Annotated in this window: 22 protein-coding genes; 9 read left to right on the top strand and 13 right to left on the bottom strand. The window is 68.1% G+C overall.

What is annotated here, in order from left to right; all coding sequences use genetic code 11:
• Positions 1-14 precede the first annotated feature (14 nt).
• A complete protein-coding gene (locus N5C28_RS05645) occupies positions 15-962 on the top strand; it encodes an adenosine deaminase (RefSeq protein WP_279820942.1) in 948 nt (315 codons plus the stop codon).
• A 48-nt stretch (positions 963-1,010) separates the two neighbouring features.
• Here N5C28_RS05645 and N5C28_RS05650 read toward each other — a convergent pair whose 3' ends face one another.
• The 4 genes from N5C28_RS05650 to N5C28_RS05665 form a co-directional block, all read right to left on the bottom strand.
• Positions 1,011-1,478, bottom strand: a complete 468-nt coding sequence (locus N5C28_RS05650; protein WP_279820944.1) for a copper chaperone PCu(A)C — start codon at positions 1,476-1,478, stop codon at positions 1,011-1,013.
• Between the two features lie 94 nt (positions 1,479-1,572).
• Complete coding sequence (locus tag N5C28_RS05655; protein ID WP_279820945.1) at positions 1,573-2,949, bottom strand: PepSY domain-containing protein; 1,377 nt, start codon at positions 2,947-2,949, stop codon at positions 1,573-1,575.
• 104 nt (positions 2,950-3,053) lie between these two features.
• Positions 3,054-3,437, bottom strand: a complete 384-nt coding sequence (locus N5C28_RS05660; RefSeq protein ID WP_279820946.1) for a DUF2946 domain-containing protein — start codon at positions 3,435-3,437, stop codon at positions 3,054-3,056.
• 81 nt (positions 3,438-3,518) lie between these two features.
• Positions 3,519-4,436: a LysR family transcriptional regulator gene (locus tag N5C28_RS05665; protein ID WP_279820947.1), complete on the bottom strand. Its 918-nt coding sequence runs from the start codon at positions 4,434-4,436 to the stop codon at positions 3,519-3,521.
• 106 nt (positions 4,437-4,542) lie between these two features.
• Here N5C28_RS05665 and N5C28_RS05670 point away from each other — a divergent pair, with 106 nt between their 5' ends.
• From N5C28_RS05670 to N5C28_RS05680, 3 genes are all read left to right on the top strand, one after another.
• Positions 4,543-4,830 carry a putative quinol monooxygenase gene (locus N5C28_RS05670; protein ID WP_279820948.1) on the top strand — a complete coding sequence of 96 codons (288 nt, stop codon included), beginning with the start codon at positions 4,543-4,545 and terminating at the stop codon, positions 4,828-4,830.
• Positions 4,831-4,843: 13 nt separating this feature from the next.
• Positions 4,844-5,860, top strand: coding sequence for a zinc-binding alcohol dehydrogenase family protein (locus N5C28_RS05675; protein ID WP_279820949.1), 1,017 nt, complete (start codon positions 4,844-4,846; stop codon positions 5,858-5,860).
• Between the two features lie 158 nt (positions 5,861-6,018).
• Positions 6,019-7,884, top strand: a complete 1,866-nt coding sequence (locus N5C28_RS05680; protein WP_279820950.1) for a PAS domain S-box protein — start codon at positions 6,019-6,021, stop codon at positions 7,882-7,884.
• Here the strand turns inward: N5C28_RS05680 and N5C28_RS05685 are convergent.
• On the bottom strand, positions 7,881-9,038 hold the full coding sequence (locus tag N5C28_RS05685) for a GGDEF domain-containing protein (RefSeq protein WP_279821077.1): 1,158 nt from the start codon (positions 9,036-9,038) through the stop codon (positions 7,881-7,883). The two genes, N5C28_RS05680 and N5C28_RS05685, sit on opposite strands and share 4 nt — an antisense overlap.
• Before the next feature lie 190 nt (positions 9,039-9,228).
• Here N5C28_RS05685 and N5C28_RS05690 point away from each other — a divergent pair, with 190 nt between their 5' ends.
• Complete coding sequence (locus N5C28_RS05690) at positions 9,229-9,408, top strand: hypothetical protein (RefSeq protein WP_279820951.1); 180 nt, start codon at positions 9,229-9,231, stop codon at positions 9,406-9,408.
• Between the two features lie 10 nt (positions 9,409-9,418).
• Here the strand turns inward: N5C28_RS05690 and N5C28_RS05695 are convergent, their stop codons facing one another.
• The 3 genes from N5C28_RS05695 to N5C28_RS05705 form a co-directional block, all read right to left on the bottom strand.
• Positions 9,419-10,609, bottom strand: a complete 1,191-nt coding sequence (locus N5C28_RS05695; RefSeq protein WP_279820953.1) for a multidrug effflux MFS transporter — start codon at positions 10,607-10,609, stop codon at positions 9,419-9,421.
• Between the two features lie 80 nt (positions 10,610-10,689).
• Positions 10,690-13,839 carry an efflux RND transporter permease subunit gene (locus tag N5C28_RS05700; protein ID WP_279820955.1) on the bottom strand — a complete coding sequence of 1,050 codons (3,150 nt, stop codon included), beginning with the start codon at positions 13,837-13,839 and terminating at the stop codon, positions 10,690-10,692.
• 12 nt (positions 13,840-13,851) lie between these two features.
• Positions 13,852-14,997 carry an efflux RND transporter periplasmic adaptor subunit gene (locus tag N5C28_RS05705; protein ID WP_279820957.1) on the bottom strand — a complete coding sequence of 382 codons (1,146 nt, stop codon included), beginning with the start codon at positions 14,995-14,997 and terminating at the stop codon, positions 13,852-13,854.
• 144 nt (positions 14,998-15,141) lie between these two features.
• On the opposite strand from N5C28_RS05705, the gene N5C28_RS05710 reads away from it, so the two are divergent.
• Complete coding sequence (locus N5C28_RS05710; protein WP_279820958.1) at positions 15,142-15,795, top strand: TetR family transcriptional regulator; 654 nt, start codon at positions 15,142-15,144, stop codon at positions 15,793-15,795.
• Between the two features lie 3 nt (positions 15,796-15,798).
• On the opposite strand, the gene N5C28_RS05715 is transcribed toward N5C28_RS05710, so the two are convergent.
• Positions 15,799-15,996 (bottom strand): cation transporter, encoded by a 198-nt coding sequence (locus tag N5C28_RS05715; RefSeq protein ID WP_279820960.1) that lies wholly within the window; start codon positions 15,994-15,996, stop codon positions 15,799-15,801.
• Between the two features lie 154 nt (positions 15,997-16,150).
• Here N5C28_RS05715 and N5C28_RS05720 point away from each other — a divergent pair, with 154 nt between their 5' ends.
• From N5C28_RS05720 to cueR, 3 genes are all read left to right on the top strand, one after another.
• Positions 16,151-16,543: a hypothetical protein gene (locus N5C28_RS05720; RefSeq protein WP_279820962.1), complete on the top strand. Its 393-nt coding sequence runs from the start codon at positions 16,151-16,153 to the stop codon at positions 16,541-16,543.
• A gap of 78 nt (positions 16,544-16,621) precedes the next feature.
• Positions 16,622-19,015: a heavy metal translocating P-type ATPase gene (locus tag N5C28_RS05725; protein ID WP_279820964.1), complete on the top strand. Its 2,394-nt coding sequence runs from the start codon at positions 16,622-16,624 to the stop codon at positions 19,013-19,015.
• A complete protein-coding gene (cueR, locus tag N5C28_RS05730; RefSeq protein WP_279820966.1) occupies positions 19,012-19,410 on the top strand; it encodes a Cu(I)-responsive transcriptional regulator in 399 nt (132 codons plus the stop codon). Before N5C28_RS05725 ends, cueR begins: the two co-directional genes overlap by 4 nt.
• Positions 19,411-19,791: 381 nt before the next feature.
• Here cueR and N5C28_RS05735 read toward each other — a convergent pair whose 3' ends face one another.
• Genes N5C28_RS05735 through N5C28_RS05750 form a run of 4 tightly spaced genes read right to left on the bottom strand, consistent with a single transcriptional unit; the run spans position 19,792 to position 23,432 of the window.
• Positions 19,792-20,397, bottom strand: coding sequence for an HAD family hydrolase (locus tag N5C28_RS05735; RefSeq protein WP_279820968.1), 606 nt, complete (start codon positions 20,395-20,397; stop codon positions 19,792-19,794).
• Entirely contained in the window at positions 20,394-21,263 is an 870-nt protein-coding gene (gene tesB, locus N5C28_RS05740; protein ID WP_279820970.1) for an acyl-CoA thioesterase II, read from the bottom strand. Before tesB ends, N5C28_RS05735 begins: the two co-directional genes overlap by 4 nt.
• Positions 21,264-21,285: 22 nt before the next feature.
• Entirely contained in the window at positions 21,286-22,872 is a 1,587-nt protein-coding gene (locus N5C28_RS05745; RefSeq protein ID WP_279820971.1) for a SagB/ThcOx family dehydrogenase, read from the bottom strand.
• Entirely contained in the window at positions 22,869-23,432 is a 564-nt protein-coding gene (locus tag N5C28_RS05750) for a GNAT family N-acetyltransferase (protein WP_279820973.1), read from the bottom strand. The genes N5C28_RS05745 and N5C28_RS05750 overlap by 4 nt, the downstream gene beginning before the upstream one ends.
• Positions 23,433-23,485 lie beyond the last annotated feature (53 nt).

Below are 23,485 nucleotides of genomic sequence, written 5' to 3' on the forward strand. Positions count from 1 at the left end.
TGAGATACGCCCCCATGTACGACTGGCTCAACGCCCTGCCGAAAGCCGAACTGCACCTGCACCTCGAGGGGTCGCTGGAGCCCGAGCTGCTGTTCGCCCTGGCCGAACGCAACAAGATCGCCCTGCCCTGGAACGACGTCGACAGCCTGCGCAGCGCCTATGCGTTCAACAACCTGCAGGAGTTCCTCGACCTCTACTACCAGGGCGCCGACGTGCTGCGCACCGAGCAGGACTTTTACGACCTGACCTGGGCTTATCTGCAGAAGTGCAAGGCGCAGAACGTCATCCACACCGAACCGTTCTTCGACCCGCAGACCCACACCGACCGTGGCATTCCCTTCGAGGTGGTGCTGCGTGGTATCCAGCAAGCGCTGGTCGACGGCCAGAAGCAACTGGGCATCAGCCACGGTCTGATCCTCAGCTTCCTGCGCCACCTGTCCGAGGAAGAAGCCTTCAAGACCCTGGAACAGGCCATGCCCTTCCGTGACGCCTTCGTCGCCGTCGGCCTGGACAGCTCCGAGATGGGTCACCCGCCGAGCAAGTTCCAGCGGGTGTTCGACAAGGCACGCAGCGAGGGCTTCCTGACCGTCGCCCACGCCGGCGAAGAAGGCCCGCCCGAGTACATCTGGGAAGCCCTGGACCTGCTGAAGATCCAGCGTATCGACCACGGCGTGCGCGCCATCGAGGACGAGCGCCTGATGCAGCGCATCATCGACGAGCAGATCCCGCTGACCGTGTGCCCGCTGTCCAACACCAAGCTCTGCGTGTTCGACCACATGGGCCAGCACAACATCCTCGACATGCTGGAGCGCGGCGTGAAGGTCACGGTCAACTCCGATGACCCGGCCTACTTCGGCGGCTACGTCACCGAGAACTTCGCGGCCCTGCACGAGCATCTCGGCATGACCGAAGACCAGGCCAAGCGCCTGGCCCAGAACAGCCTGGACGCCCGTCTGGTCTGATCGCCGGATCGTCAGGGCCACCTCACCGCGGCGGCCCTGGCGAACGGATCAATGGTGGTGCTGGTGCTCGGCCGCCGGCGCATCGCTCTGCACCGCGACTTCCACCTCCACCTTGCCCGCCTTCTCGAAGGTCAGGGTCAGCGGAAAGCGCTCGCCGTCCTTGGCCTGCTGCTTCAGGTTGAACAGCATCACGTGGTAGCCCATGGGCTCGAACTTCACCTCGCCGCCCGCCGGGATGTCCACCGTCTGCACGTGCTGCATCTTCATCACGCCATCGGCATGCACGTGCTCGTGCAGCTCGGCCTTGCCGGCCACCGGAGTCTGCACGCTGAGCAGGCGGTCGGCGCCCTGCCCCTTGTTCTGCACCACGAAATACGCGGCGGCGGTTGGCGCCACCGGCGGCATGGCCCGCGACCACGGGTGTTCGATGTGCAGCTCACCAACGCTGTAGTCGTGGGCGTTGGCCAGCAGGCTGGTGCCCATCATCACGGCGGCCAGCAGGGTTTTCTTCAACATGCTCTTCCTCCAGAAATGGACCCAGGGTCCATGACACAACGTTTCATGTAAAGGCACGCAACGGCGCCACCTGGGCAGCGCCGGCCGCGTCGAATCAGTTACGCACCGCCCGGTTCCAGGTGGCCAGGCGCGACAGCACCAGCCAGTCCAGGGCCCAGATCGCCACCAGGGAAGCGCCCACCAGCGGGAATGCCACGCCCAGCAGGACCATGATGACGATGGCGGTCTTCCAGCGCGGCAGGTCATGGCGCAGCGGCGGTACGCCGAAGCGGCCTTGCGGGCGACGCATCCACCACATCACCAGACCGCTGATGGAGCTGAGCAGGATCAACAGGCAGATCGCCGCCATCACCAGTTGATTGGCCAGGCCGAACAGCTTGCCTTCATGCAGCATCACCCCGGTTTCCACGGTGCGCGCCACCAAGCCGTAGTCCTTCCAGCGCACGTCCGCCAGCACCGCACCGCTGTACTGGTCGAGGTGCAAGGTGGCGTCATTGCGCGGGTCATTGGCGAACAGCGCCACGCTGTAGACCCCGGTTTCACTGGTGGGCAGGGTGATGCTGTAGCCCGGCCAGACGCCCCGCTCGCTGGCGGTGTCCACCACCTGCTGCAGGCCGACCGTCGGTGCGGCGGCCGGCGTATGGCCAGCGCCATGCCCCTTGTGCGCAGCATGCGGGTCCGACTCGGGCAGCGGCGTGGTTTCCACCGCCCAGGCCACGGTCTGCCGGGTGCTGGTGTTGAGGCTGCCGGCCAGCTGCTCGGATTTCGGCACGTCGTCCCACATGGCCGCCGGGAAGTGGTTCCAGGCCCCGGCGAACTGGGCGCCCCAGTAACCGGTCCAGGTCATTCCGGTGAGCAGCATGAACAGCAGCAACAGCGAGCCCCAGAACCCGGTCACCGCGTGCAGGTCGCGCCAGAACAGGCGCCCGCGGGCGGCCAGGCGCGGCCACAGCACACCGGCGCCGCTGCTGCCCCGGGGCCACCAGAGGTACAGCCCCGACACCACCAGCACGACGCCCCAGCCGGCGGCCAGCTCGATCAGCCGGTCGCCCAGGGTGCCGATCATCAGCTCGCCGTGCAGCTTGCGGGCGATGGCCTGCAGGTTGTCCTCGGCGTCCTGGCTGCCAAGCAGCGTGCCGCGGTGCGGGTCGACAAAGACGTTCAGGCCCTGGCCTTCGTGGTCGATGACGAACTGCGCGCTGCGCCCGGCGTCCACCGGCGGCAGGTACTGCTTGATCGTCGCCTGCGGGTAGGCCTGGCGCACCGCCTCCAACTGCTGGTCGGCGCTCAGGCGCTGCTCGGCCACCGGCACCTGCAGCAGATCGGCGTACATCAGTTGGTCCAGTTGTGGCTTGAACAGGTAGATGATCCCGGTCACCGACAGCAGGATCAGGAAGGGAATGACGAACAGGCCGGCATAGAAGTGCCAGCGCCAGGCCAGGTTGTAAAACGAAGGAGCACCTTGGCTCATGATCGACTCCGATAGCTTGCGAACGCCGTCCCGTCAGCACGCGTGCGCGGGTGAACGGCAGGAAGGTCCGGGGCACGGCACAGGGGCCACGCCAGAAGCGGGGGTCAGATCGACGGGGAGGCGCGGGGGTTGGCCGAGGGCCACAGGTAGCGGGCGGGTCGTGGCGCGAACAGCGGCGCGGCGAGCAGCGGGCGGCTGGCCGCCAGCAACCCGAGCAGGCCGAAGAAGGCGGCCAGGATCAGGGCACTGAAGCTGGAGCTGAGCGAGCATCCGGCATCGGACGCCGGGTTCGGGGCCACCACGCCGGAGCCGGTGAGGTCCGCGCCAGCGCCAAAGTTGCCCTCGAAGGAGCAGTACTGGCCATCCAGGCCACTGAGCTGCAGGCCGGCCATCTGCCCATGACTGATGCTGCAGACGAACGCACTGAACAGGACGCTGAAATACAGCATCCAGGCAATCAGTGAGCGGTCGTTACGGGCCAGTTTCATGGGGCGCGACTCTAACATTGGGGCAGGTGCATCCCGCGCCAGGCGGCTGCGATGAATTGCCGCAACCGTATTTCGGCAAGTCTAGTGCTGCCACGGAGGGTTCGCCAGCAGCTCGGCGCACCGCGCCTGGACGAACTCGCGCAGCAGGTGCACCGGCTTGCTCAACTGCGCACGGTGGGCGCAGATCAGGTTGAGCGGCGTGGCCTCCCCCTGCCACTGCGGCAGCACCACGGTGAGCCGCCCGGCGGTAACGTCACCTGCCACGTCGAGCCAGGACTTGTACACCAGCCCGGCACCCGCCACCGCCCAGCGCCGTACCACGTCGGCATCGTCGCTGACCCGGTCGCCGCGCACCGTCACCGCGGCCTCGCGCTTGCCGGCCTGGAAGCGCCAGCGCTCATGCACCCGCCCGCCGAGCATGTACAGCAGGCAGTTGTGCTCGGCCAGCTCCTCCACGCTTTGCGGCTCGCCCCGTCGCGCCAGGTAGTCCGGCGCGGCGCACAGCACCCGGCGGTTGCCGGCGGCCACCGGCAGGGCCACCAGGCTGGAGTCCTCCGGCGCTCCGTAGCGCAGGGCGATGTCCACCGGCTCGCGGAACAGGTCGGTGACCCGGTCGCCCAGCAGCAGGCGCAGGTGCAGATGGGGGTGGATCCGCTGAAATTCATCGAGCCACGGCAGCAGCGTGTTGCGGCCGAAATCCGACGGCGCCGACAGCTGCAGCAAGCCGCTGATGCCGGACTTGCTCCCGGCCAGTTGCTGGCGGCCGTCTTCCAGGCTGGTCAAGGCCTGGCGCGCGTGCACCAGGAACGTCTCGCCTTCCGGGGTCAGGCGCAGGCTGCGGGTGGAACGGGCGAACAGCCGCGCTTCCAGCTGCTGCTCCAGGCGTTTCAGCGCGGCGCTGGCCACCGCCGGCGAGATGTCCAGCAAACGGGCGGCCGCCGACAGGCTGCCGACTTCGGCGGTGCGCACGAACACCTGCAGATCATCCAGACGCAGCACGGCGGCCTCACTTTCAAAAAAAAATTGAAAGAGACTCTACTTGCCCGCTGTTTTTCTTGCCACGCAAATAAACGAGCATGGCTCCACCTTACAGCGGAGCTCCACCATGACCCTGACTCTGGTTGCCACCATCACTGCCAACGACGGCCAGGCCGACACCGTCGAAGCCGGGCTGCGCGAACTGGTCACCGCCAGCCGTGCCGAGGCCGGTTGCCTGCAGTACGACCTGCACCGCCACCAGGACGATTCCCACGTCTTCGTGATGATCGAGCAGTGGCAGGACGCTGCCGCCCTCGCCTTTCACCAGAACACCGCCCACTACCGCCATTTCAAGGCCACCTGCGGCGACGCGCTGCACGGTGTCGCCCTGCAACCCCTGAACCGTATCGCCTGATCCCGAGGAACCCATGAAAGCCATCGCCTATTACCAATCCCTGCCGGCGGACAACGCCGAATCCCTGCAAGACGTCCAGCTCGCCGAGCCGACGCCCGGCCCCCGCGACCTTCTGGTCGAGGTCAAGGCCATCTCGGTCAACCCGGTGGACACCAAGATCCGCCGCAACGTCGCCCCGGAAAACGGCGAGGCCAAGGTCCTCGGCTGGGACGCCACCGGCATCGTCAAGGCGGTCGGCGCTGACGTCACCCTGTTCCAGCCCGGCGACCGCGTGTTCTACGCCGGCGCCATCCACCGTGCCGGCGCCAACAGCGAACTGCACGTGGTGGACGAGCGCATCGTCGGCCGCATGCCGAGCAGCCTGTCCTTCGCCGACGCCGCCGCCCTGCCGCTGACCGCCATCACCGCCTGGGAACTGCTGTTCGAACGCCTGCAGGTGGCCGAAGGCCGCGAAGACCAGGGCCAGAGCCTGCTGATCGTCGGCGCCGCCGGCGGCGTGGGTTCGATCCTGGTGCAGCTGGCCCGCCAGCTCACCGGCCTGACCGTGATCGGCACCGCCTCGCGCCCCGAAACCCAGGCCTGGGTCCGCGAGCTGGGCGCCCACCACGTGATCGACCACCGCCAGCCGCTGGCTACGGAACTCAAGCGCATCGGCATCGACCAGGTGACCCACGTGGCCAGCCTGACCCAGACCGACCAGCATTTCGATCAACTGGTCGAGGCCCTGGCCCCGCAAGGCCGCCTGGCCCTGATCGACGACCCGGCGCAGCCGCTGGACATCATGAAACTCAAGCGCAAGAGCCTGTCGCTGCACTGGGAGCTGATGTTCACCCGCTCGCTGTTCGACACCCCGGACATGATCGAGCAGCACCGCCTGCTCAACCGCGTGTCGACCCTGGTGGACGATGGCGTGCTGAAGACCACCCTGGGCGAGCACTTCGGCACCATCAACGCGGCCAACCTGCGCCGCGCCCACGGCCTGCTGGAAAGCGGCACCGCCAAGGGCAAGATCGTCCTCGAAGGCTTCTGACGCCTGCCGTCAGGCAGCGTCTCGCCGTACCGACGCCCGGGAAATCCCGGGCGTTTTTATTCGTACCCGCGTACACATTCCCCCGCATTTCACGGGAGCCCTACTAGACTCAGTTCTATCGTTCCAACTCCCGATCCTTCTTCCGGCGGCGATCATCAATGCGAGCCGACTTCACTGCCCCCCTGCGCCTCGCCGGCGTCTACATCCTGTTCAGCGCGATCTGGATTCTCTCCAGCGACAACCTGCTGGTGGCCCTGGTCGGCGACCACGAATGGGTGGCCCGCCTGCAGACCCTCAAGGGCCTGGCCTTCGTGCTGCTCAGCAGCCTGCTGATCTTCTACGTCAGTTACCGCGACCGCCGCGCCCACCGCCACCTGCTCGACGCCCTGCGGCGCAACACCCGGCTGCTGGTGCAGGCCCAGCGCAATGCCGCCCTGGGGCTGTGGGAATACAACGGGCATTTTCGCTGGAGCACCGAGGCCTTGCAGTTGCTCGGCCGCGACGAAGGCAGCGGCGTCGGCAACCTCGAACAGTTCCTGACCTGGCTGCACCCCACCGACCGGCCGGCGGTGCAGCGCGCCCTGCTCGCGCTGTTCGAACAGCGCACACCGCTGCGCATCGCCGTGCGCCTGTACCAGCCGCACCGCAGCCAGACCACCTGGCTGATGCTGCGCGGCGACGCCGACGAACAGGGCCAGGTCCTCGGTACCCTGCAGGAGATTAGCAACCAGAAACGCGACGAGGTCGCCCTGCGCGAAAGCGAGCAGCGTTTTCGCCAACTGTTCGAGCAGACCCCACGCATCGCCGTGCAGGGCTACGACAAGGACCGCCGGGTGATCTACTGGAACCAGGCCAGCACCCTGCTGTACGGGTTCACCTTGCAGGAGGCGATGGGCAAGCACCTGGAAGAGCTGATCGTGCCGCCCGGCGCGCGCAAGCAGGTGGCCCACGCGGTCAACAACTGGCTGCTCGGCGGCCCGCCGATCCCGGCGGCAGAGGTGCAACTGCAACGCAAGGACGGCGCCAGGCTCTGGGTCTATTCCAGCCACCTGATGCTACGCAACAGCCGCGACCAGCTGGAGATGTACTGCGTCGACATCGACCTCACCGAGCAGAAGCAGATCGACAACGAACTGCGGGTCAGCGAGGCGCGCCACCGCGAACTGGTAGAGCAACTGAGCGACGTGATTTTCGTCACCGACCTCGGCGGCCACCTGACCTTTCTCAACCCGGCCTGGGAAAAGCTCAGCGGCTACGTTGGCTATGAAAGCCTGGGGCGTCCGCTCAGCCAGTTCTTCGACGGTCCCGATGCCGCCCGCCTGCAACAACAGATGAGCGCCGTCGCCGGCCGCGAACGCCTGATCATCCGCGGCGAGTTCCGCCTGCTGACGCGCCAGGGACAACTGCGCTGGGTCGAGGTGCAGGTGAGCAACACCCTGCCCGATGACAGCCTGCGCGGCAGCCTGCGCGACATCCACGAGCGTTACCAGGCGCAGCAGCTGCAACAGGCGCGCAACGCGGTGCTCGACGAGCTGCTCGCCCGCCATCCGCTGAAACAGATACTCGAAGGGATCAGCCTGAGCCTGCAGGACCTCAACCCGCACATGCTGGTGTCGATCATGTTGCTGGACGAGGCCTTTCGCCTGCACGTCGCCTCCGGCCCCGACCTGCCGCCGGACTACCGGGCGGCCATCGACGGCATCAAGGCCGACCTGGAGGTGGGCTCCTGCGGCCACGCCGCCCGCAGCGGGGAACTGGTGATCGCCGAAGACCTCAGCACCCACCCTTACTGGAAGGCGTTCCGGGAACAGACCCAGCTCGCCGGCTTGCGGGCCTGCTGGTCGCTGCCCTTCAAGGATGAGAGCGGCCGGGTGCTGGGCACCTTCGCCGTCTACTACCGCAAGCCGGTGCGCCCGAGCGCCTCGGATATCGCCCTGGTCACCGAATTCACCCGGCTGGCCGGCCTGGCGGTGCGCCAGGGCATGCCGGATCACCCGTCGGCGATCGACCCGTTGCGCGACTAGCGGACGTGGCTGCGGGCCACCAGGCGGATGCTGTTGCGCCCACCGCGCTTGGACTCGTACAGCAGGGTGTCGCCCTGTTCGATCAGCGCCGCCAGGCTGGCCGGCGGCTGGTCGAACAGGTTGGCGCCGATGCTCAGGGTCACCGGCTCGGGGGTGACGAAGGACTGCGTCGCCTCTCGCTGGAAGCGCTCGCGCAGGGTGCTGCCCAGGGCCATGATCCGTTCGCTCGAGGCGTCGCTGAGCAGGATGACAAACTCGTCACCGCCCAGGCGCGCGACCAGCGCGCCCTGGGGCAGCACGGCGCGGATCATCTCGCCCAGGGCCACCAGCAGCCGGTCGCCGGCGGTGTGGCCGTAGAGGTCGTTGACCAGCTTGAAGTTGTCGATGTCGATCAGCAGCAGCGCGCCCGGCTGCTCGGGCGTGGCCTTGGCCAGCAGGCGCGGGGCGCGCAGGTCCAGGGCACGGCGGTTGTAGAGCCCGGTCAGCGGGTCGCGGGCGGCCAGCCGGGCGATCCGCTGCTCGCGCCGGTAGCGCTCGGAGCCGGTCATCGACAGGGCGATCAGCATGATCGCCATCACCCCTTCCACCAGGGAAATGCGGATGATCTCGCCACCGAAGGCCGCCAGGTCGATCAGGGTGCCCGGGATCACCACGCTCAGGGCCTTGCCCACGTAGAAGATGCCGTGCGCCAGCAGCACGTAGCGCAGCTGCACCGCGCCCACGCTCAGCGAGCGGCCATGGGGCCGCAGCAGGTAGCTGGCCCAGAGCGTCGGCAGGGCCACCAGCAGGGAGTTGACCACCAGCATCAGCTTCGACCACGGCTGATCGCCCGGCAGCAGGAGCAGGGCGAACCAAGCCGCGGGCACCAGGAACCAGCTGCGCGACAGGCGCGCCTGGGTGAAGCGGGCCACCCCCAGCAGGAACAGCCAGTGAGCCAGCACCAGCAGGCCGTTGGCGAACCAGATGCCGACCAGCAACAGGCCGTTCATCCGCAGCAGCGACAGGGTCGAGCCCACGGCGATCGTGGCGAACCCGGCGCTCCAGCACAGCAGTGACGGCTCGCGCACGGTGCGCCATTCGACGGCCATATAGAGGGCGGCGGAAGCGGCAAGGGCGATCGTCAGTATCAATATCGTGGGGGGATCGAGCGCCAACACCTGACGGTTCTGCCTGCAAGAAAAAAGGGGCGCGATTGTACGCGCTTGCGCCATTTCTTAGCAGCGGCCGCACGGGCGGACACTGACAAACGGCGGGCCGTCGGTCGCCGACCACAAGATTGATCTGCATCAGGGCACATTCCCGCGCAGTGACTAGACTGGGGGTCCCACGTTGGAGGTGCCGATCATGCTTATCCGCATACAACCGCTGACCCAATCCGGCCGTACCTGCTGGCAGGTGCAACTCGGTGCCCATTGCGTGACCTTCCGCAGCGAGGAGGAAGCGCGGCAGTTCCTTGAGACCCTCCAGGCCCGTCTGCAGGCGCCGCACCAGCTGCCGGCCGCCGAACGGCGCCTGGCCGGTTGAGCCGGGTCGCTCAGCCGGTGGGGTGGCCCGCGCGCCGCTCGGCCCAGTAGGTCAGGCGCGAGAACACCACCGCCAGCAGGGCGCAGCCGCCCACCACCATGGCCATGGGCGTGGCGCTGCCGTCGTGCAGCACCCCAACCAGCGCCGCGGCCGTGGCGGCAATGCCGAACTGCAGGCTGCCGAGCAGTGCCGAGGCGCTGCCGGCGTGGCGCCCCTGACCGGCCATGGCGCAGGCCGAGGCATTGGGCAGCAGCACGCCCAGGCAGGCGATGCAGGCGAACAGCGGGATCAGCAGCGGCCACAGTTGCGTCGGCTGGGCCAGTGCCACCAGCAGCAACCCTGCCCCACCGAACAGGTAGAACCAGACGATCCGTCGCAACCAGTAGCCTGGGCCGTGGCGTGCCACCAGCCAGGCGTTGAGCTGCGCCATCAGGATGAAACCCAGCGCGTTGCTGCCGAACAGCCAGCCGTAGTGCTCGGCCGGCACCCCGTACAGCTCGATGAAGACGAAGGGCGAACCCGCGATGTAGGCGAACATCCCGGCCACCGACACGCCGCCGGTCAGGGCGTGACCGAGGAACGGCAGGTCACCGAACAGTCTTAGGTACTCGCGCCCGGCCCCGCGCAATGGCGCCGCCGGCACGCTGCGGTCCAGGGTTTCCGGCAGCCACGCCGCCACAGCGGCCAGGCACAGCGCGCTGAACAGCGTCAGGCAGACGAAGATTGACGGCCAGCCGTAGCTGTTGAGCAACAGGCCACCGGCCAGGGGCGCGAGGATCGGCGCCAGGCCCATCACCAGCATCAGTTGGGAAAACACCTTGGCCGAGGCGATCGGGTCGCACAGGTCGCGCACCACAGCCCGCGACACCACCATCCCGGCGCAGCCACCCAACGCCTGGACGAAGCGTGCGGCGATCAGCCATTCCAGGCTGGTGGCCAGGGCGCAGGCCAGCGACGCCAATGTGAACAGGGTGACACCGATCAGCAGCGGCAGGCGCCGTCCGTAGCGGTCGGCCAGCGGGCCGTAGACCAGTTGGCCGATGGCCAGGCCGATGAAGTACGCCGAGAGCGACAGCTGCACGTGCTCCACGTCGGTGGCGAACACCGCGGCCAGGGTCGGAAAGCTCGGCAGGTAGAAATCGATAGCCAATGGGCCGAAAGCGCTGAGGGCGCCGAGGATCAGCAAGATACGCAGGTTCATGAACATCCAGACAGTCAGAAAGCGGTCGCCCGAAGGCGGTGAACACCGGAAACGGCCAGCGCCGTTTCCGGTCGGTCGGCCTAGTGGCCGTGCCCGGGGGCCTCGGGGGTCCCGGTGGGCTTCTTGCGGCGGTTGGCGACTTTTTCCGCCAGCGATTCTACCAACAGGTAGAACATGGGGATCATGAAGGTCGCCAGGATCGTGGCCGCCAGCATACCGCCGATTACCCCGGTGCCGATCGAGTGCCGGCTGGCCGAGCCGGCCCCGCTGCTGATGGCCAGCGGCACCACGCCGAGGATGAACGCCAGCGAGGTCATGACGATCGGCCGGAACCGCAGGCGCGACGCCTCCAGCGCCGACTCGAAGATGCCCATGCCCTGGTGCCGGCAGAGCACGGCGAACTCGACGATGAGGATCGCGTTCTTCGCCGCCAGGCCGATCAGCGTCACCAGGCCGACCTGGAAGTACACGTCGTTCTCGATGCCGCGCAGCCACACCGCGAGAATCGCCCCGAACACCGCGAACGGCACGGCGGTGACCACCGCCAGCGGCAGGGTCCAGCGTTCGTACTGGGCGGCCAGGATCAGGAACACCATGATCAGGCCGAAGACGAACGCCTGGCTGCCGGAGCCCTGGGTCGCCAGCTCCTGGTAGGCCGAGCCGACCCAGCCGATGCTGTATTCGCTGCCCAGCACCTCGTCCGCGATTTCCTGCACCGCCGCCAGGGCCTGGCCCGAGCTGTAGCCCGGTGCCGGCCCGCCGAGGATCTTGGCGGCCGGGTAGACGTTGAAGCGCGCGTAGGTTTCCGGCCCGAGGATGCGCTCGACCTTGACCAGGCTCGACAGCGACACCAGGTCACCACCGGAGGAACGCACGTAGACCTGGGACAGGTCCTCCGGCTTGCGGCGGAACTCCGACTCCGATTGCAGGCTGACCTGGAAGATCCGCCCGTACAGGCTGAAGTCGTTGACGTAGTAGCTGCCGAAGGTCGCCTGCATGGCGGTGAACACGTCGCTGATCGTCACCCCCAGCGCCCGCGCCTTGGTGCGGTCCAGGTCGATGTAGTACTGCGGCACGTCGGCGCTGAAAGTGGTCTGCACCCCGGCCAGCTCGGGCCGCTTGTGCGCCGCTTCGAGGAACGCCGCCACACGGCCCGCGAGCTGCGCGGTGCCGGCGCCACTGCGGTCCTGGATGAAGCCCTCGAAACCACCGGTGGTGCTCATGCCGGTGATCGGCGGCGGGTTGAAGGTCAGCACCAGGCCGTCCTTCTGCGCGGCGCCCATGCCCATGAAGGTGCCGGTCAGGTTGCGTGCGTCCAGCTCCGGCGTGGTGCGCTCGCTCCAGTCCTTGAGCGGCACGAACGACACCCCGGCGTTGCTGCGCGTGCCGAAGGTCAGCACGTCGAAGCCGGCGAAGGTCACCACGTCCTGCACCGCCGGGTGTTCCATCAGTTGTTTGGTGACGGTGCTGGAAAGCTCTTCGGTGCGGGTCAGCGACGCCGCCGGCGGCAGGATGTAGGCATTGATCACGTAGCCCTGGTCTTCGTCCGGCACCAGCGAGCCGGGCACCCGGCCGAACAGCACCACCAGCAGGGCGATCATCCCGCCGAACAGCACCAGCCCCACCAGCGAGCGCTTGAGGAAAAAGCGCACGCCGGCCGTGTAGCCGTGGGTGATGCGGTCGAAGAACCGGTTGAAGACGCGGAACGGCGCGATCGGTTCGTGGTGCCCGGGTTTGAGCAGCAAGGCGCACAGCGCCGGGCTCAGGGTCAGCGCGACGATGCCGGAAATCACCACCGACACGGCAATGGTGATGGCGAACTGTTTATACATCTCCCCCGCCAGGCCGCCGAGGAAGCCCACCGGCACGAACACCGCGCAGAGCACCAGGACGATGGCGATGATCGGCCCGGTCACCTCCTCCATGGCCTTGATCGTCGCCTCCCGCGGGCCGACCTTGTCGGCGGCCATGACCCGCTCGACGTTCTCGATCACCACGATCGCGTCGTCCACCACGATGCCGATGGCCAGCACCATGCCGAACAGGGTCAGCAGGTTGATGGAGAAGCCCAGCAGGTACATGCCGGCGAAGGTGCCGACCAGCGACACCGGGATCGCCAGCACCGGGATCAGCGTGGCGCGCCAGTTCTGCAGGAAGATGAAGACCACCAGGACCACCAGCACCAGGGCCTCGAAGAAGGTGTGGATCACCTCCTCGATCGACACCTCGACGAACTTGGTGGTGTCGTAGGGAATCTTGTAGGTGATGCCCTCGGGGAAGTTCTTCGACATGCGCTCCATCGCCGTGCGAATCGCTTCGGCGGTGTCCAGGGCGTTGGCCCCCGGCTGCAGGTAGACCCCGAACGCCGCGTTCAGCTGGCCGTTGAGCGAGGTCATCAGCGAGTAGTCCTGGGCCCCCAGTTCGATGCGCGCCACGTCCTTGAGCAGCAGGCTGGCGCCGGTGGGGTCGCTGCGCAGGATCACGCTCTCGAACTCCTCCGGCTCGGTGAAGCGCCCCTGGGTGGTCACCGTGTAGGTGAAGTCCTGTTTCTGCTCCAGCGGCTGCTGGCCGAAGCTGCCGGCGGCGAACTGCGAGTTCTGCTCGCGGATGGCGTTGACCACGTCGGTCGGTGTCAGGTTGTACTGCGCCAGCTTGTCCGGGCGCAGCCAGATGCGCATGGAGTAGTCCTTGGAACCGAACTGGCTGACGTCACCCACCCCCGGCAGGCGCTTGAGCTCGTCGATCACGTTGATCAGCGCGTAGTTGCTGATGTACACCGGGTCGCGGGAGCCGTCCGGGGAAAACAGCGTGACCACCTGGAGAATGTCGGAGGATTTCTTCTCGACCTTCACCCCCTGCCGGCGTACCTCCTCCGGCAGCTTGGCCAGGGCCGCCTGGACCCGGTTGTTGACGTCGATGGTGGCCTGGTCGGGATCGCGCCCCACCTCGAAGTACACCGACAGGCTCATGGCGTTGCCGCCCGAGTTGGACTGCTGGTAGATCATCCCCTCGACGCCGTTGATCGACTGCTCCAGCGGCGCGGCCACCGTCTCGGCGATGACCTGGGCGCTGGCCCCGGCGTAAGTCGCGCTGACCGCCACCTGGGGCGGCAGGATCTGCGGGTACTGCGCGATGGGCAGCGCGCGCATGGCCATCAGGCCGGCCAGGACGATGATGATCGAGATGACCGCGGCGAAGACCGGGCGGTCGATGAAGAATCGTGAGATCACCGCCGGCGCTCCCTATGATTGCTTGGCAGGCTGGGCGGACGCCTCGGCGACCTTGACCGGCGAATCGGGGCGCACCTTGGGCAGCCCGTCGACGATCACCCGGTCACCCTCGCTGACCCCCGACTCGATGACCCAGCGCCCGCCGGACGTGCGGCCGGTCCTGACCTCGCGCATGCGCGCCTTGTCCTCGCCGTCGACCACGTAGACGAAGGTGCCGCGCGGTCCCTGGGCCACCGCCCGCTCGGGCACGGTAATGGCGCGGGGCACGCTGATGCCGGTGACCATCACCCGCACGAACTGGCCCGGCAACAGCTTCTGCTCCGGGTTCGGGACCACCGCCCGGGCGCTGACGGTGCCGGTGGTACGGTCGACCAGGCTGTCGGTGAAATCCACCTTGCCCTGCAGCGGGTAGCTGGAGCCGTCGCCGAACATGATCTTCACCCCCATCTGCTTGCCTTCGAGCAGCAGCTCGCCGCTCTGCAGGCCGCTGCGCACCATTTCCACGTCGCTGTCCGGGGCGGCGAAGTTGACGTAGATCGGGTCGAGCTGGGTGATGTTGGTCAGTAGGCTGGCGTTGGGGTCGCCGGCCACCATCAGGCTGCCCTCGGACACCGTTTCCTTGCTGGTGATGCCCGAAATCGGCGCCTTCACCGTGGTGTAGTCGAGGTCGATCTGCTTGGACTGCACCTCGGCCTCGGCGGCCTGGATGTTGGCCTTGCTCTGCTCGAAATTGGAGATGGCGTTGTCCAGCTCGCTTTCGCTGGCGAAGCCCTTCTTCTGCAGCTCACGGATGCGCTTGAGGTCGCGCTCGGTCTGGCGGTAGCGCGCCTGCTCCTGGGCCAGGGCGCCCTTGGCCCGGGCCAGGGCTGCCTGGTAGGTGCGCGGATCGATGCGGAACATCAACTGGCCCTGGGTCACCTGGCTGCCTTCCAGGTAGGTGCGGGCCTGCAGGATGCCGCTGACCTGGGCGCGCACCTGCACTTCGCGAAACCCGGCGGTGCGGGCGGAGTACTCCAGCTCCAGCGGGAACGGCGCGACCTTGGCGGTTTCCACCACCACCTCCGGCGGCGGTGGTGTACCGCCGGCCAGGGCCACCGAGACCAGGCCGCTGGCAACGAAGAGCGAGAAGGCAAACGCGTGCTGGCGAACGGAAACCATAAACCTCTCCGACAGATCGATGATCGGGGGTATGGGACCTTGGGTTCGTTTACATACAACTACGTTCGTAAACTGACCACTGTGCTTAAATTCATTACACTCTGTCCCCCATCGCTGAGCCTAGACAGAAATTTTCCCGCTGCCATGCGCCGAACCAAAGAAGAAGCTGAAAAGACCCGAAGCACCATTCTCGAGGCGGCCGAAGTGCTGTTCCTGGAGAAGGGCGTGGCGCACACCAGCCTGGAGCAGATCGCCCGGCAGGCCGGCGTGACGCGGGGCGCGGTGTACTGGCACTTCGAAAACAAGGCGCACCTGTTCCACGAGCTGCTCAGTCAGGTCCGCCTGCCGCCGGAACAACTGGCCGAGCGCCTGGGCTGCTGCGCCGAGCACGACCCGCTGCTGGGATTGCGCGCGTTGTGCGTCGAGGCCATCGAAAGCCTGCCCCATGACGAACAGCGCCGCCGCATCTTCACCATCCTGCTGCGCCGCTGCGAATTCACCGAAGAGCTGCGCGAGGCCGAGCAACGGCACGAGGCCTTCATCAACCAGTTCATCGAGCTGTGCGAAAGCCAGTTCGCCCACCCCCGGGTGGTCACCCGCCTGCAACCGGGCATGACCCCGCGCCTGGCGGCGCGCGCGCTGCACGCGATGATCGTTGGCCTGTTCAGCGACTGGCTGCGCGACCCCAAGCTGTTCGATGCGCAGGCCGACACCGCACCGATGATCGACGCCTGCTTCCGCGGGCTGATCCGCGACTGGCCGGACGTGGCCGCCCTGCCCCGCCCGCCGGTCGCCTGACACCTACGCCTGGACGGCGGTGTACCCCTCGGCCAGGATCGCCTCGAGCACCTTGTCCACCGCCAGCTCGCTGTCCACCCGGACCTCGGCGCCGGCCAGGTCGACCGCCACCTTCGCCTGCGGATCGCGGGCCTGGATGCTGCGCTCGATGGCCCGCACGCAATGCCCGCAGGTCATGCCCTGCACCTTGAATACCTGCATGGTTCACCTCCGTCGTCGGGCCCGGGATCAGGCCCCGTTTGTCTGGATGCAGGCAGTTTCAGGCTTGCCACAGTGGCAAGGTCAAGCCCCGGGCTTGTCCTATCGCCCGACCTCGACCAAGCTCAATCCGTTGGAGCCCTTTGGGGAGAACGTCATGCTCCGTCCGTATGCCCTGATCCTGCTCGGCGCGCTGGCATCCGCCCCGCTGCACGCCCAGGTCCTGTCCACCCTGCTGCCTCAGGCCGATGGGTACGCGGTGCTCATCGTGTCCCGCGAGCGCCTGGAAGTCGCCACGCCCTGTGAGGTCGGCCTGTACCTGCAGGACCAGCTCGCCGCCCGCATCTACCAGGGCCAGGCCGTGTCGTTCAACCTGCCACCGGGCGATGTCTCGGTGCGCCTCGGGGTGATCGGTACCGGCGTGTGCGAGCCGGGCATCGTCCAGCTCAAGGGCCAGCACCTGCAGTTGGAGGCTGGGGAAGTCCGGCGCCTGCGCGTGGCCCTGAGCACCTCCGGCCTGTACCTGATTCCCGCCCCGGCACTGCAATAGGCATTCAGGGCTTGACCTTGCCCCTATGGCAAGGTTGATTCTGGGGGTGAGTTCACTGCCCCACAGGAAGCATGCCCCATGGCCACCCTGTCCACCTTCGACCTGCCGATCAGCGGCATGACCTGCGCCAGCTGCGCCGGGCGTGTCGAGCGCGCCCTGCGCAACCTGCCGGAGGTCGCCACGGCCAGCGTCAACCTGGCCACCGAACAGGCACGCATCGAAGCCCCGGCGGACAGCCTCGACCGGCTGATCGCCGCCGTGCAGCACGCCGGCTACCAGGTCCCCAGCACGCGCCTGGACCTGCAGATCGGCGGCATGACCTGCGCCAGTTGCGTCGGCCGGGTCGAACGGGCCCTGGCCCGGCAACCCGGGGTGCTTGGTGTGAACGTCAACCTGGCCACCGAGCAGGCGCAGGTGAACATCGCCCCGGGTACCGACAGCGCCGACCTGCTGGCCACGGTGCGCGAAGCGGGCTACACCGCCCAGCTCGTGGACGACGCCCCGCCCAGCGCCGAACACGACGCCGACCGCGCCCTGCGCCAGGAGCGCTGGCGGGTCGGTGTTGCCCTGCTGCTCGCCGCCCCGCTGGTGCTACCCATGCTGCTGAGCCCCTTCGGTATCCACTGGATGCTGCCGGCCTGGGCCCAGCTGGCCCTGGCCACGCCGGTGCAGTTCATCCTCGGCGCGCGCTTCTACCGCGCCGCCTGGCGGGCCCTGCGCGCAGGCGCCGGCAACATGGACCAACTGGTCGCCATCGGCACCAGCGCCGGCTACGGCCTGAGCCTCTACCAGTGGTCGATCACCCCGCCGGGCATCACGCCCCACCTGTATTTCGAAGCCTCGGCGGTGATCATCGCCCTGATCCTGCTCGGCAAGTACCTGGAAAGCCGCGCCAAGCGCCAGACCAGCAGCGCCATCCGTGCCTTGCAGGCGCTTCGCCCGGAGCGCGCCCTGCGCCTGCAGGACGGCCGCGAGGAATGGGTCGCCCTCGGCGAGCTGGCCCTCGGCGACCGCATCGTGGTCAAGCCCGGCGAACGCTTCCCGGTGGACGGCCAGGTGCTGGAAGGCCGCAGCCACGCCGACGAAGCCCTGATCAGCGGCGAAAGCCTGCCCCAGGCCAAGGAGCCGGGCGATGCGGTCACCGCCGGGGCGATCAACGGCGAAGGCCGCCTGCTGCTGGAAACCACCGCCCTGGGTGCGGAGACCGTGCTGGCGAAAATCATCCGCCTGGTGGAAGACGCCCAGGCCGCCAAGGCGCCCATCCAGAAGCTGGTGGACCGGGTCAGCCAGGTCTTCGTGCCGGTGGTGCTGCTGATCGCCCTGGGCACCCTGGTGGCCTGGATGATGCTCGGCGCACCGTTGCAGGTGGCGCTGCTCAACGCCGTGGCAGTGCTGGTGATCGCCTGCCCCTGCGCCCTCGGCCTGGCCACTCCCACCGCGATCATGGCCGGCACCGGCGTGGCCGCCCGCCACGGCATCCTGATCAAGGACGCCGAAGCCCTGGAGGTCGCCCACAGCGTGACCGCCGTGGCCTTCGACAAGACCGGCACCCTCACCTCCGGCAGCCCGAAAATCGCCCACCTGCAAGCTGCCGATGGCGACGAGCAGGCGCTTTTGCGCCTGGCCGGCGCCCTGCAGCGCGGCAGCGAACACCCGCTGGCCAAGGCGGTGCTGGAACGCTGCACCGACCAGGCACTGCCGGACGCGCAGGACAGCCGGGCCCTGCCGGGCCGCGGCATCAGTGGCCAGGTCGAGGGCCAGCAACTGGCCCTGGGCAACGCTCGTCTGCTGACGGACAGCGGCCTGGCGCCGGGCGAACTGGGCGACACCGCCAGCGCCTGGGAAACCCAGGGGCGCACCGTGTCTTGGCTCATCGAGCAGGCGCCGGACGCCCGGATACTGGGCCTGCTGGCCTTTGGCGACACGCTGAAGGACGGCGCCCTCGACGCCGTGCAGCAGTTGCACGCCCAGGGCATCCACAGCCACCTGGTCAGCGGCGACAACGCGGGCAGCGCCGCGGCGGTGGCCAACACCCTGGGCATCGATTCGGTACACGCCAACGTGCTGCCGGCGGAAAAGGCCGCGCTGATCGCCGACCTGAAACGCCAGGGCGTGGTGGCCATGGTCGGCGACGGCATCAACGACGCGCCGGCCCTGGCCGCGGCGGACGTGGGCATCGCCATGGGCAGCGGCACCGACGTGGCCATGCATGCAGCCGGCATCACCCTGATGCGCGGCGACCCGCGCCTGGTCCCGGCTGCCCTGGACATCAGCCGACGCACCTACGCCAAGATCCGCCAGAACCTGTTCTGGGCCTTCGTCTACAACCTGATCGGCATTCCCCTGGCCGCCTTCGGCCTGCTCAACCCGATGCTGGCCGGCGCCGCCATGGCCCTGTCGAGCGTCAGCGTGGTGAGCAATGCCCTGCTGCTGAAAACCTGGAAACCGCGCATGACCGGAGACGATCGATGAACATCGGCCAAGCCGCCCGCAAGACCGGCCTCAGCGCCAAGATGATTCGTTACTACGAGCAGATCGAACTGCTGCCCAGCGCCGGGCGCAGCGACAGTGGTTACCGCCAGTACAACGAACAGGACTTGCACCGCCTGGCGTTCATCAAGCGCTCACGGGACCTGGGGTTTTCCCTGGCGGAGGTGGCCAGGCTGCTGACCCTGTGGCAGGACCGCCAACGCGCCAGCGCCGATGTGAAGGCCCTGGCCGCCGAACACATCGTCGAGCTGAACCGCAAGATCGAAGAAATGAGCAGCCTGCGCGACACCCTGCAGGAACTGATGGACCACTGCCAGGGCGACCACCGCCCGGACTGCCCGATCCTCAAGGACCTGGAGTCCGGTGGGTGTTGCTGAGCCTGTAGCCCGGAGCACCTGAGCGGCGTTCAACCTGGCATCGGCGGCGCCCCCGTGGTGGATGAAAAGAGCGTCATCCACCCTACGGCAGCCTCCCGGGTTCTGGCTTACCACTGGGGATAAAACGGATTCGTAGCCTGGGTCGAGCGAAGCGATACCCGGGTATCGCCAGGCTCAACCCAGGCTACGGACTGAGCGGCGTTCAACCTGGCATCGGCGGCGCCCCCGTGGTGGATGAAAAGAGCGTCATCCACCCTACGGCAGCCTTCCGGGCTCTGGCTTACCACTGGGGATAAAACGGATTCGTAGCCTGGGTCGAGCGAAGCGACACCCGGGTATCGCCAGGCTCAACCCAGGCTACGGGCTGGAGCAATTGCGAGGTCAGGCCGGGGCGAGTGTCTGCACGGCCTGTTGCAGGGCGTGGCAATCCGGCGCGAAGTGGTCGGTCAGTTCGGGCCAGGGGTTGTCCGGCAGGTTGACCAGTACGCTGGTGGCACCCGCCGCCCGGGCGCATTCCAGGTCGAAGCGGTAATCGCCCACCATCACCAGCGCCTCGGGCGCCACCTGCCAGCGCGCGGCCAGGTGCAGCAGGCCACCCGGGTCGGGCTTGGGCGGCACCTCGTCGCGGCCCAGGATGTCGTCCACCGCGAAGCAGTCGTCCAGGCCGATGGCCTGCAGGGTCAGCAGCGCCAGGCAGTGGGCATTGCGGGTCAGCACGCCGAGCCGGCAGCCGCGCTCGCGCAGGGTCCGCACCAGCTCAACCGCTCCCGGGGCCGGGCGCGCCGCCAGGGCCAGCTCGTGCTCGTGCTCCATCAACCAGGCGTGCTTGATCGCCGCTTCATGCGCCGGCAGGGCCGCCAGGTGGTGGAGGATGTCCGCCGTGAGGGGGATGTCCAGGGCGCGCTTGATCGCCTCGAAGTCATGCACCGCCAGGGTCAGGGTGCCGTCCATGTCGAACACCCAGTGGCGAGCGACCTTCAGGTTCACTTCCAGTCCTCGCGCACCCGGGTCAGCCCTTCCTGGGCCACCGAGGCCACCAGTTGCCCCTGGCGGTTGAAGATGCTGCCGCGGGAGAAGCCGCGGGCGTTGCCGGCCCACGGGCTGTCCATGGCGTAGAGCAGCCAGTCGTCCATGCGCAGGTTGCCGTGGAACCACAGCGAATGGTCGAGGCTGGCCACCTGCATGAACTTCTGCCACACCGACACGCCGTGGGGCAGCATCGAGGTGGTCAGCAGGTTGAAGTCACTGGCGTAGCCCAGCAGGTACTTGTGCAGCTGCGGGTCATCCGGCAGGTCGCCGGCGGCGCGGAACCACACGTACTTCACCGGCTCGCTCGGCTCCGGAGCGAAGGGGTTGCCCACGGTCACCGGGCGGATCTCGATCGGCTTGTCGCTCACCGCGCGCTCGCGCATGCGCTCCGGCAGGGAGCCCGCCACCAGGCGCGCCAGCTCGGTTTCCGAGCGCAGGCCTTCGGGGCCCGGCACGTCGGGCATGAGGTTCTGGTGGTGGAAGCCCTCTTCGTCGTACTGGAACGAAGCGCTGCAGGTGAAGATCGGCTTGCCCTTCTGGATCGCCATCACCCGGCGGGTGCTGAAGCTGCCGCCATCGCGCACCCGGTCGACCTGGTAGACCACCGGCAAGGTGGCATCCCCCGGTCGCAGGAAGTAGCCGTGCAGCGAGTGCACGTGGCGGTCGGCCTCCACGGTCTGGCTGGCCGCCGACACACACTGCCCCAGCACCTGGCCACCGAACAGCTGGCGGAAGCCCAGGTCCTGGCTGACGCCACGGAACAGGTTTTCCTCGATGGATTCCAGGGTCAGCAAGGCAACCAGTTCATCCAATACGTGACTCATGCAGTCTCTCCCCAATCGCCGCTCACGGGTGCGGCGGTCTTCTCAAATCGTCGTAGGCAGGCAGGGACAGCAAGCGCTCATCCCACACCGCACGGCCAAGGGTGAAATGGTAAAGGCTTTGCCAGCGGCTGTCGGCAAGTCCCAGCAATTCGTGCACCGCTTCGTCGAAATAACAGCCGATGCCGGTGGCGGACAACCCGGCGGCCTCGGCTTCCAGGTACAGCAGCTGACCAATCTGCCCACACTCCCAGTAAAGCCGCGGATAACGCCAGGCGCCGCCCGCCAGCGCAGAATCGAAGCGCGCCAGCATGGCCACGGCCAGGCAGCCGTCACTGGCGATGTCCTGGCCGCACGAAAGGAACGCCGCCAGGCCCCGGGCATCGCCCTCCAGCAGGCGGTACAGGGGGAGTTCGTCGTGCACCCGCTGCCAGGTGAAATCCTCACGCAGGCCGGCCTGGGCCTGGCCATCGCACCGGGCCAGCCAGTACAGCCCCGGGGTCAGGTCGCGCACCCGGTGGACGAACAGCAGCAGGTCGACCTCGGGCGGCTCGCCGGTCACCGCGAAGGGCACCGGGGAGTTGGCCGGCATCAGGCGCTGCAACCAGGCGAACAGCAGCTCGGCGGTGATTCCGGCCTTGCCGTCCATGTCCTGGGCACTGCGTCGACGGTGCAGGATCGGCCGCAGCGGCAGCCCCGGGTTGTCCGCCACCTGGCGCCCCGGAGCCGCTTGCCAGGGAACCGGCGGCAGCGCCGGCGCCCGGCACAGGGTATGCACCCGCGCCAGCTCCGGCCAATCCCGGTACTGCCGCGACAGGCGATTGGGACGGCCGCTCAGCTCCAGCGCCGCCAGGCTGTTCAGCAGGCTCGTCGGCAGCGTGAGCTCGCGGTCCCGGGCCGGGCCGATCCACAGCAGGCAGTCGATGTGTTCCGCCTCGTGGAAGCCCTCGCGGTCCAGGCCGAACGCGCCGTCCAACCGGACCTCGGGAACGCTGCGCAGCAGGCGCACCTGCCAGCCCAGGGCACTGGCGGCAATCGCCAGGGCTGCCAGGGCGTGGCCGAGGTCGTGCTGGCAGTAGCGGTAGGCCCGCTCGCCGTACTTCCAGGCTTCGCGCCAGGGAATGCTGGCTAACGCCAGCAGGCAACCGTCGGCCGGCAACGCGCTCCCCAGGGCTGGCGGCAGCTCGGCCCGCACCTCCAGCGCGTGCACGTCGGCGCTGTAGTGGGCCAGCAGCGCGCCCTCTTCCAGTACGCCCGGGGGCAGCAGCAGGTAGGCCTCGGTGGGGTGCAGGTTGCCCGACGAGGGATTGACCCGCAGCGCCCAGCGGCTGCCGCCCGCCTCCTTCCAGGCGGACAGCGCCAGGCTGTCGTAGAGCAGTTGCGACAGGCTGGCGCGGTTCATCGGCTGCACGGTGGCACTCGGCGCAGCGAACACCGAATCGAAGGGTGGCGACTCCTCCTGCGGGCGGTGCCACAACTCGATCAGCCGCGCCCCGTCATAGCGGCGGAACGGCGCAGGCTGGGTGGCCCAGTCCAGTCGCCCGGGGCCGGGGGCAAACTGCTCGGGGCGGTGTTTGCTGAGCTGGTGATAGGCGCGGACGTCGTCGCTCATGGCAGCGCCTCCCAGTCACGGCGTGTCAGTCGGTAGAGCACATGGCGGCGCAACGGGTGGCCCACGTCGAGGGCCGGGTGGTCGAAGTCGCCGGCCGGGTCGTGGCGCATGCCGATGGCCTGCATCACGCCTTGCGACGGCCGGTTTTCCCGCGTGGTGAAGGAGACGATCTGCGCCAGCCCCAGGTCCCGGAAACCACTGGCCAGGGCCGCGCTCGCCGCCTCCCGGGCAAAGCCCTGGCGCCAGCGGGCACGTGCCAGGCGCCAGCCGATCTCCACCGCCGGCACGAAGGGCGCGGCAAAACCCACATGCATCAGCCCGGTGGCACCGATGAAGGCCCCGCTGTCCCGGTGCTGCACCACCCACCAGCCAAAGCCGTGCTCGGCCACATGACGCTGCACCCGCTCGACCAGCGCGTCGCTCTGCCCCCGGTCCAGACAGGCGGGGAAATAGCGCATCACCTCGGGGTCGGCGTTCAGCGCGGCGAATTCGGCCCGGTCCTCGTCACGCCAGTGGCGCAGGATCAGCCGCGGGGTATGCAGTTCGGTGGGTGATGCCATGCTGACTCCGCTTGAATGAGGTCCGACAACGCCGCCATACTCGGCGCTCGCCA

The organism is Pseudomonas sp. GD03944, from assembly GCF_029839275.1.
Classification (GTDB): Bacteria; Pseudomonadota; Gammaproteobacteria; order Pseudomonadales; family Pseudomonadaceae; genus Aquipseudomonas.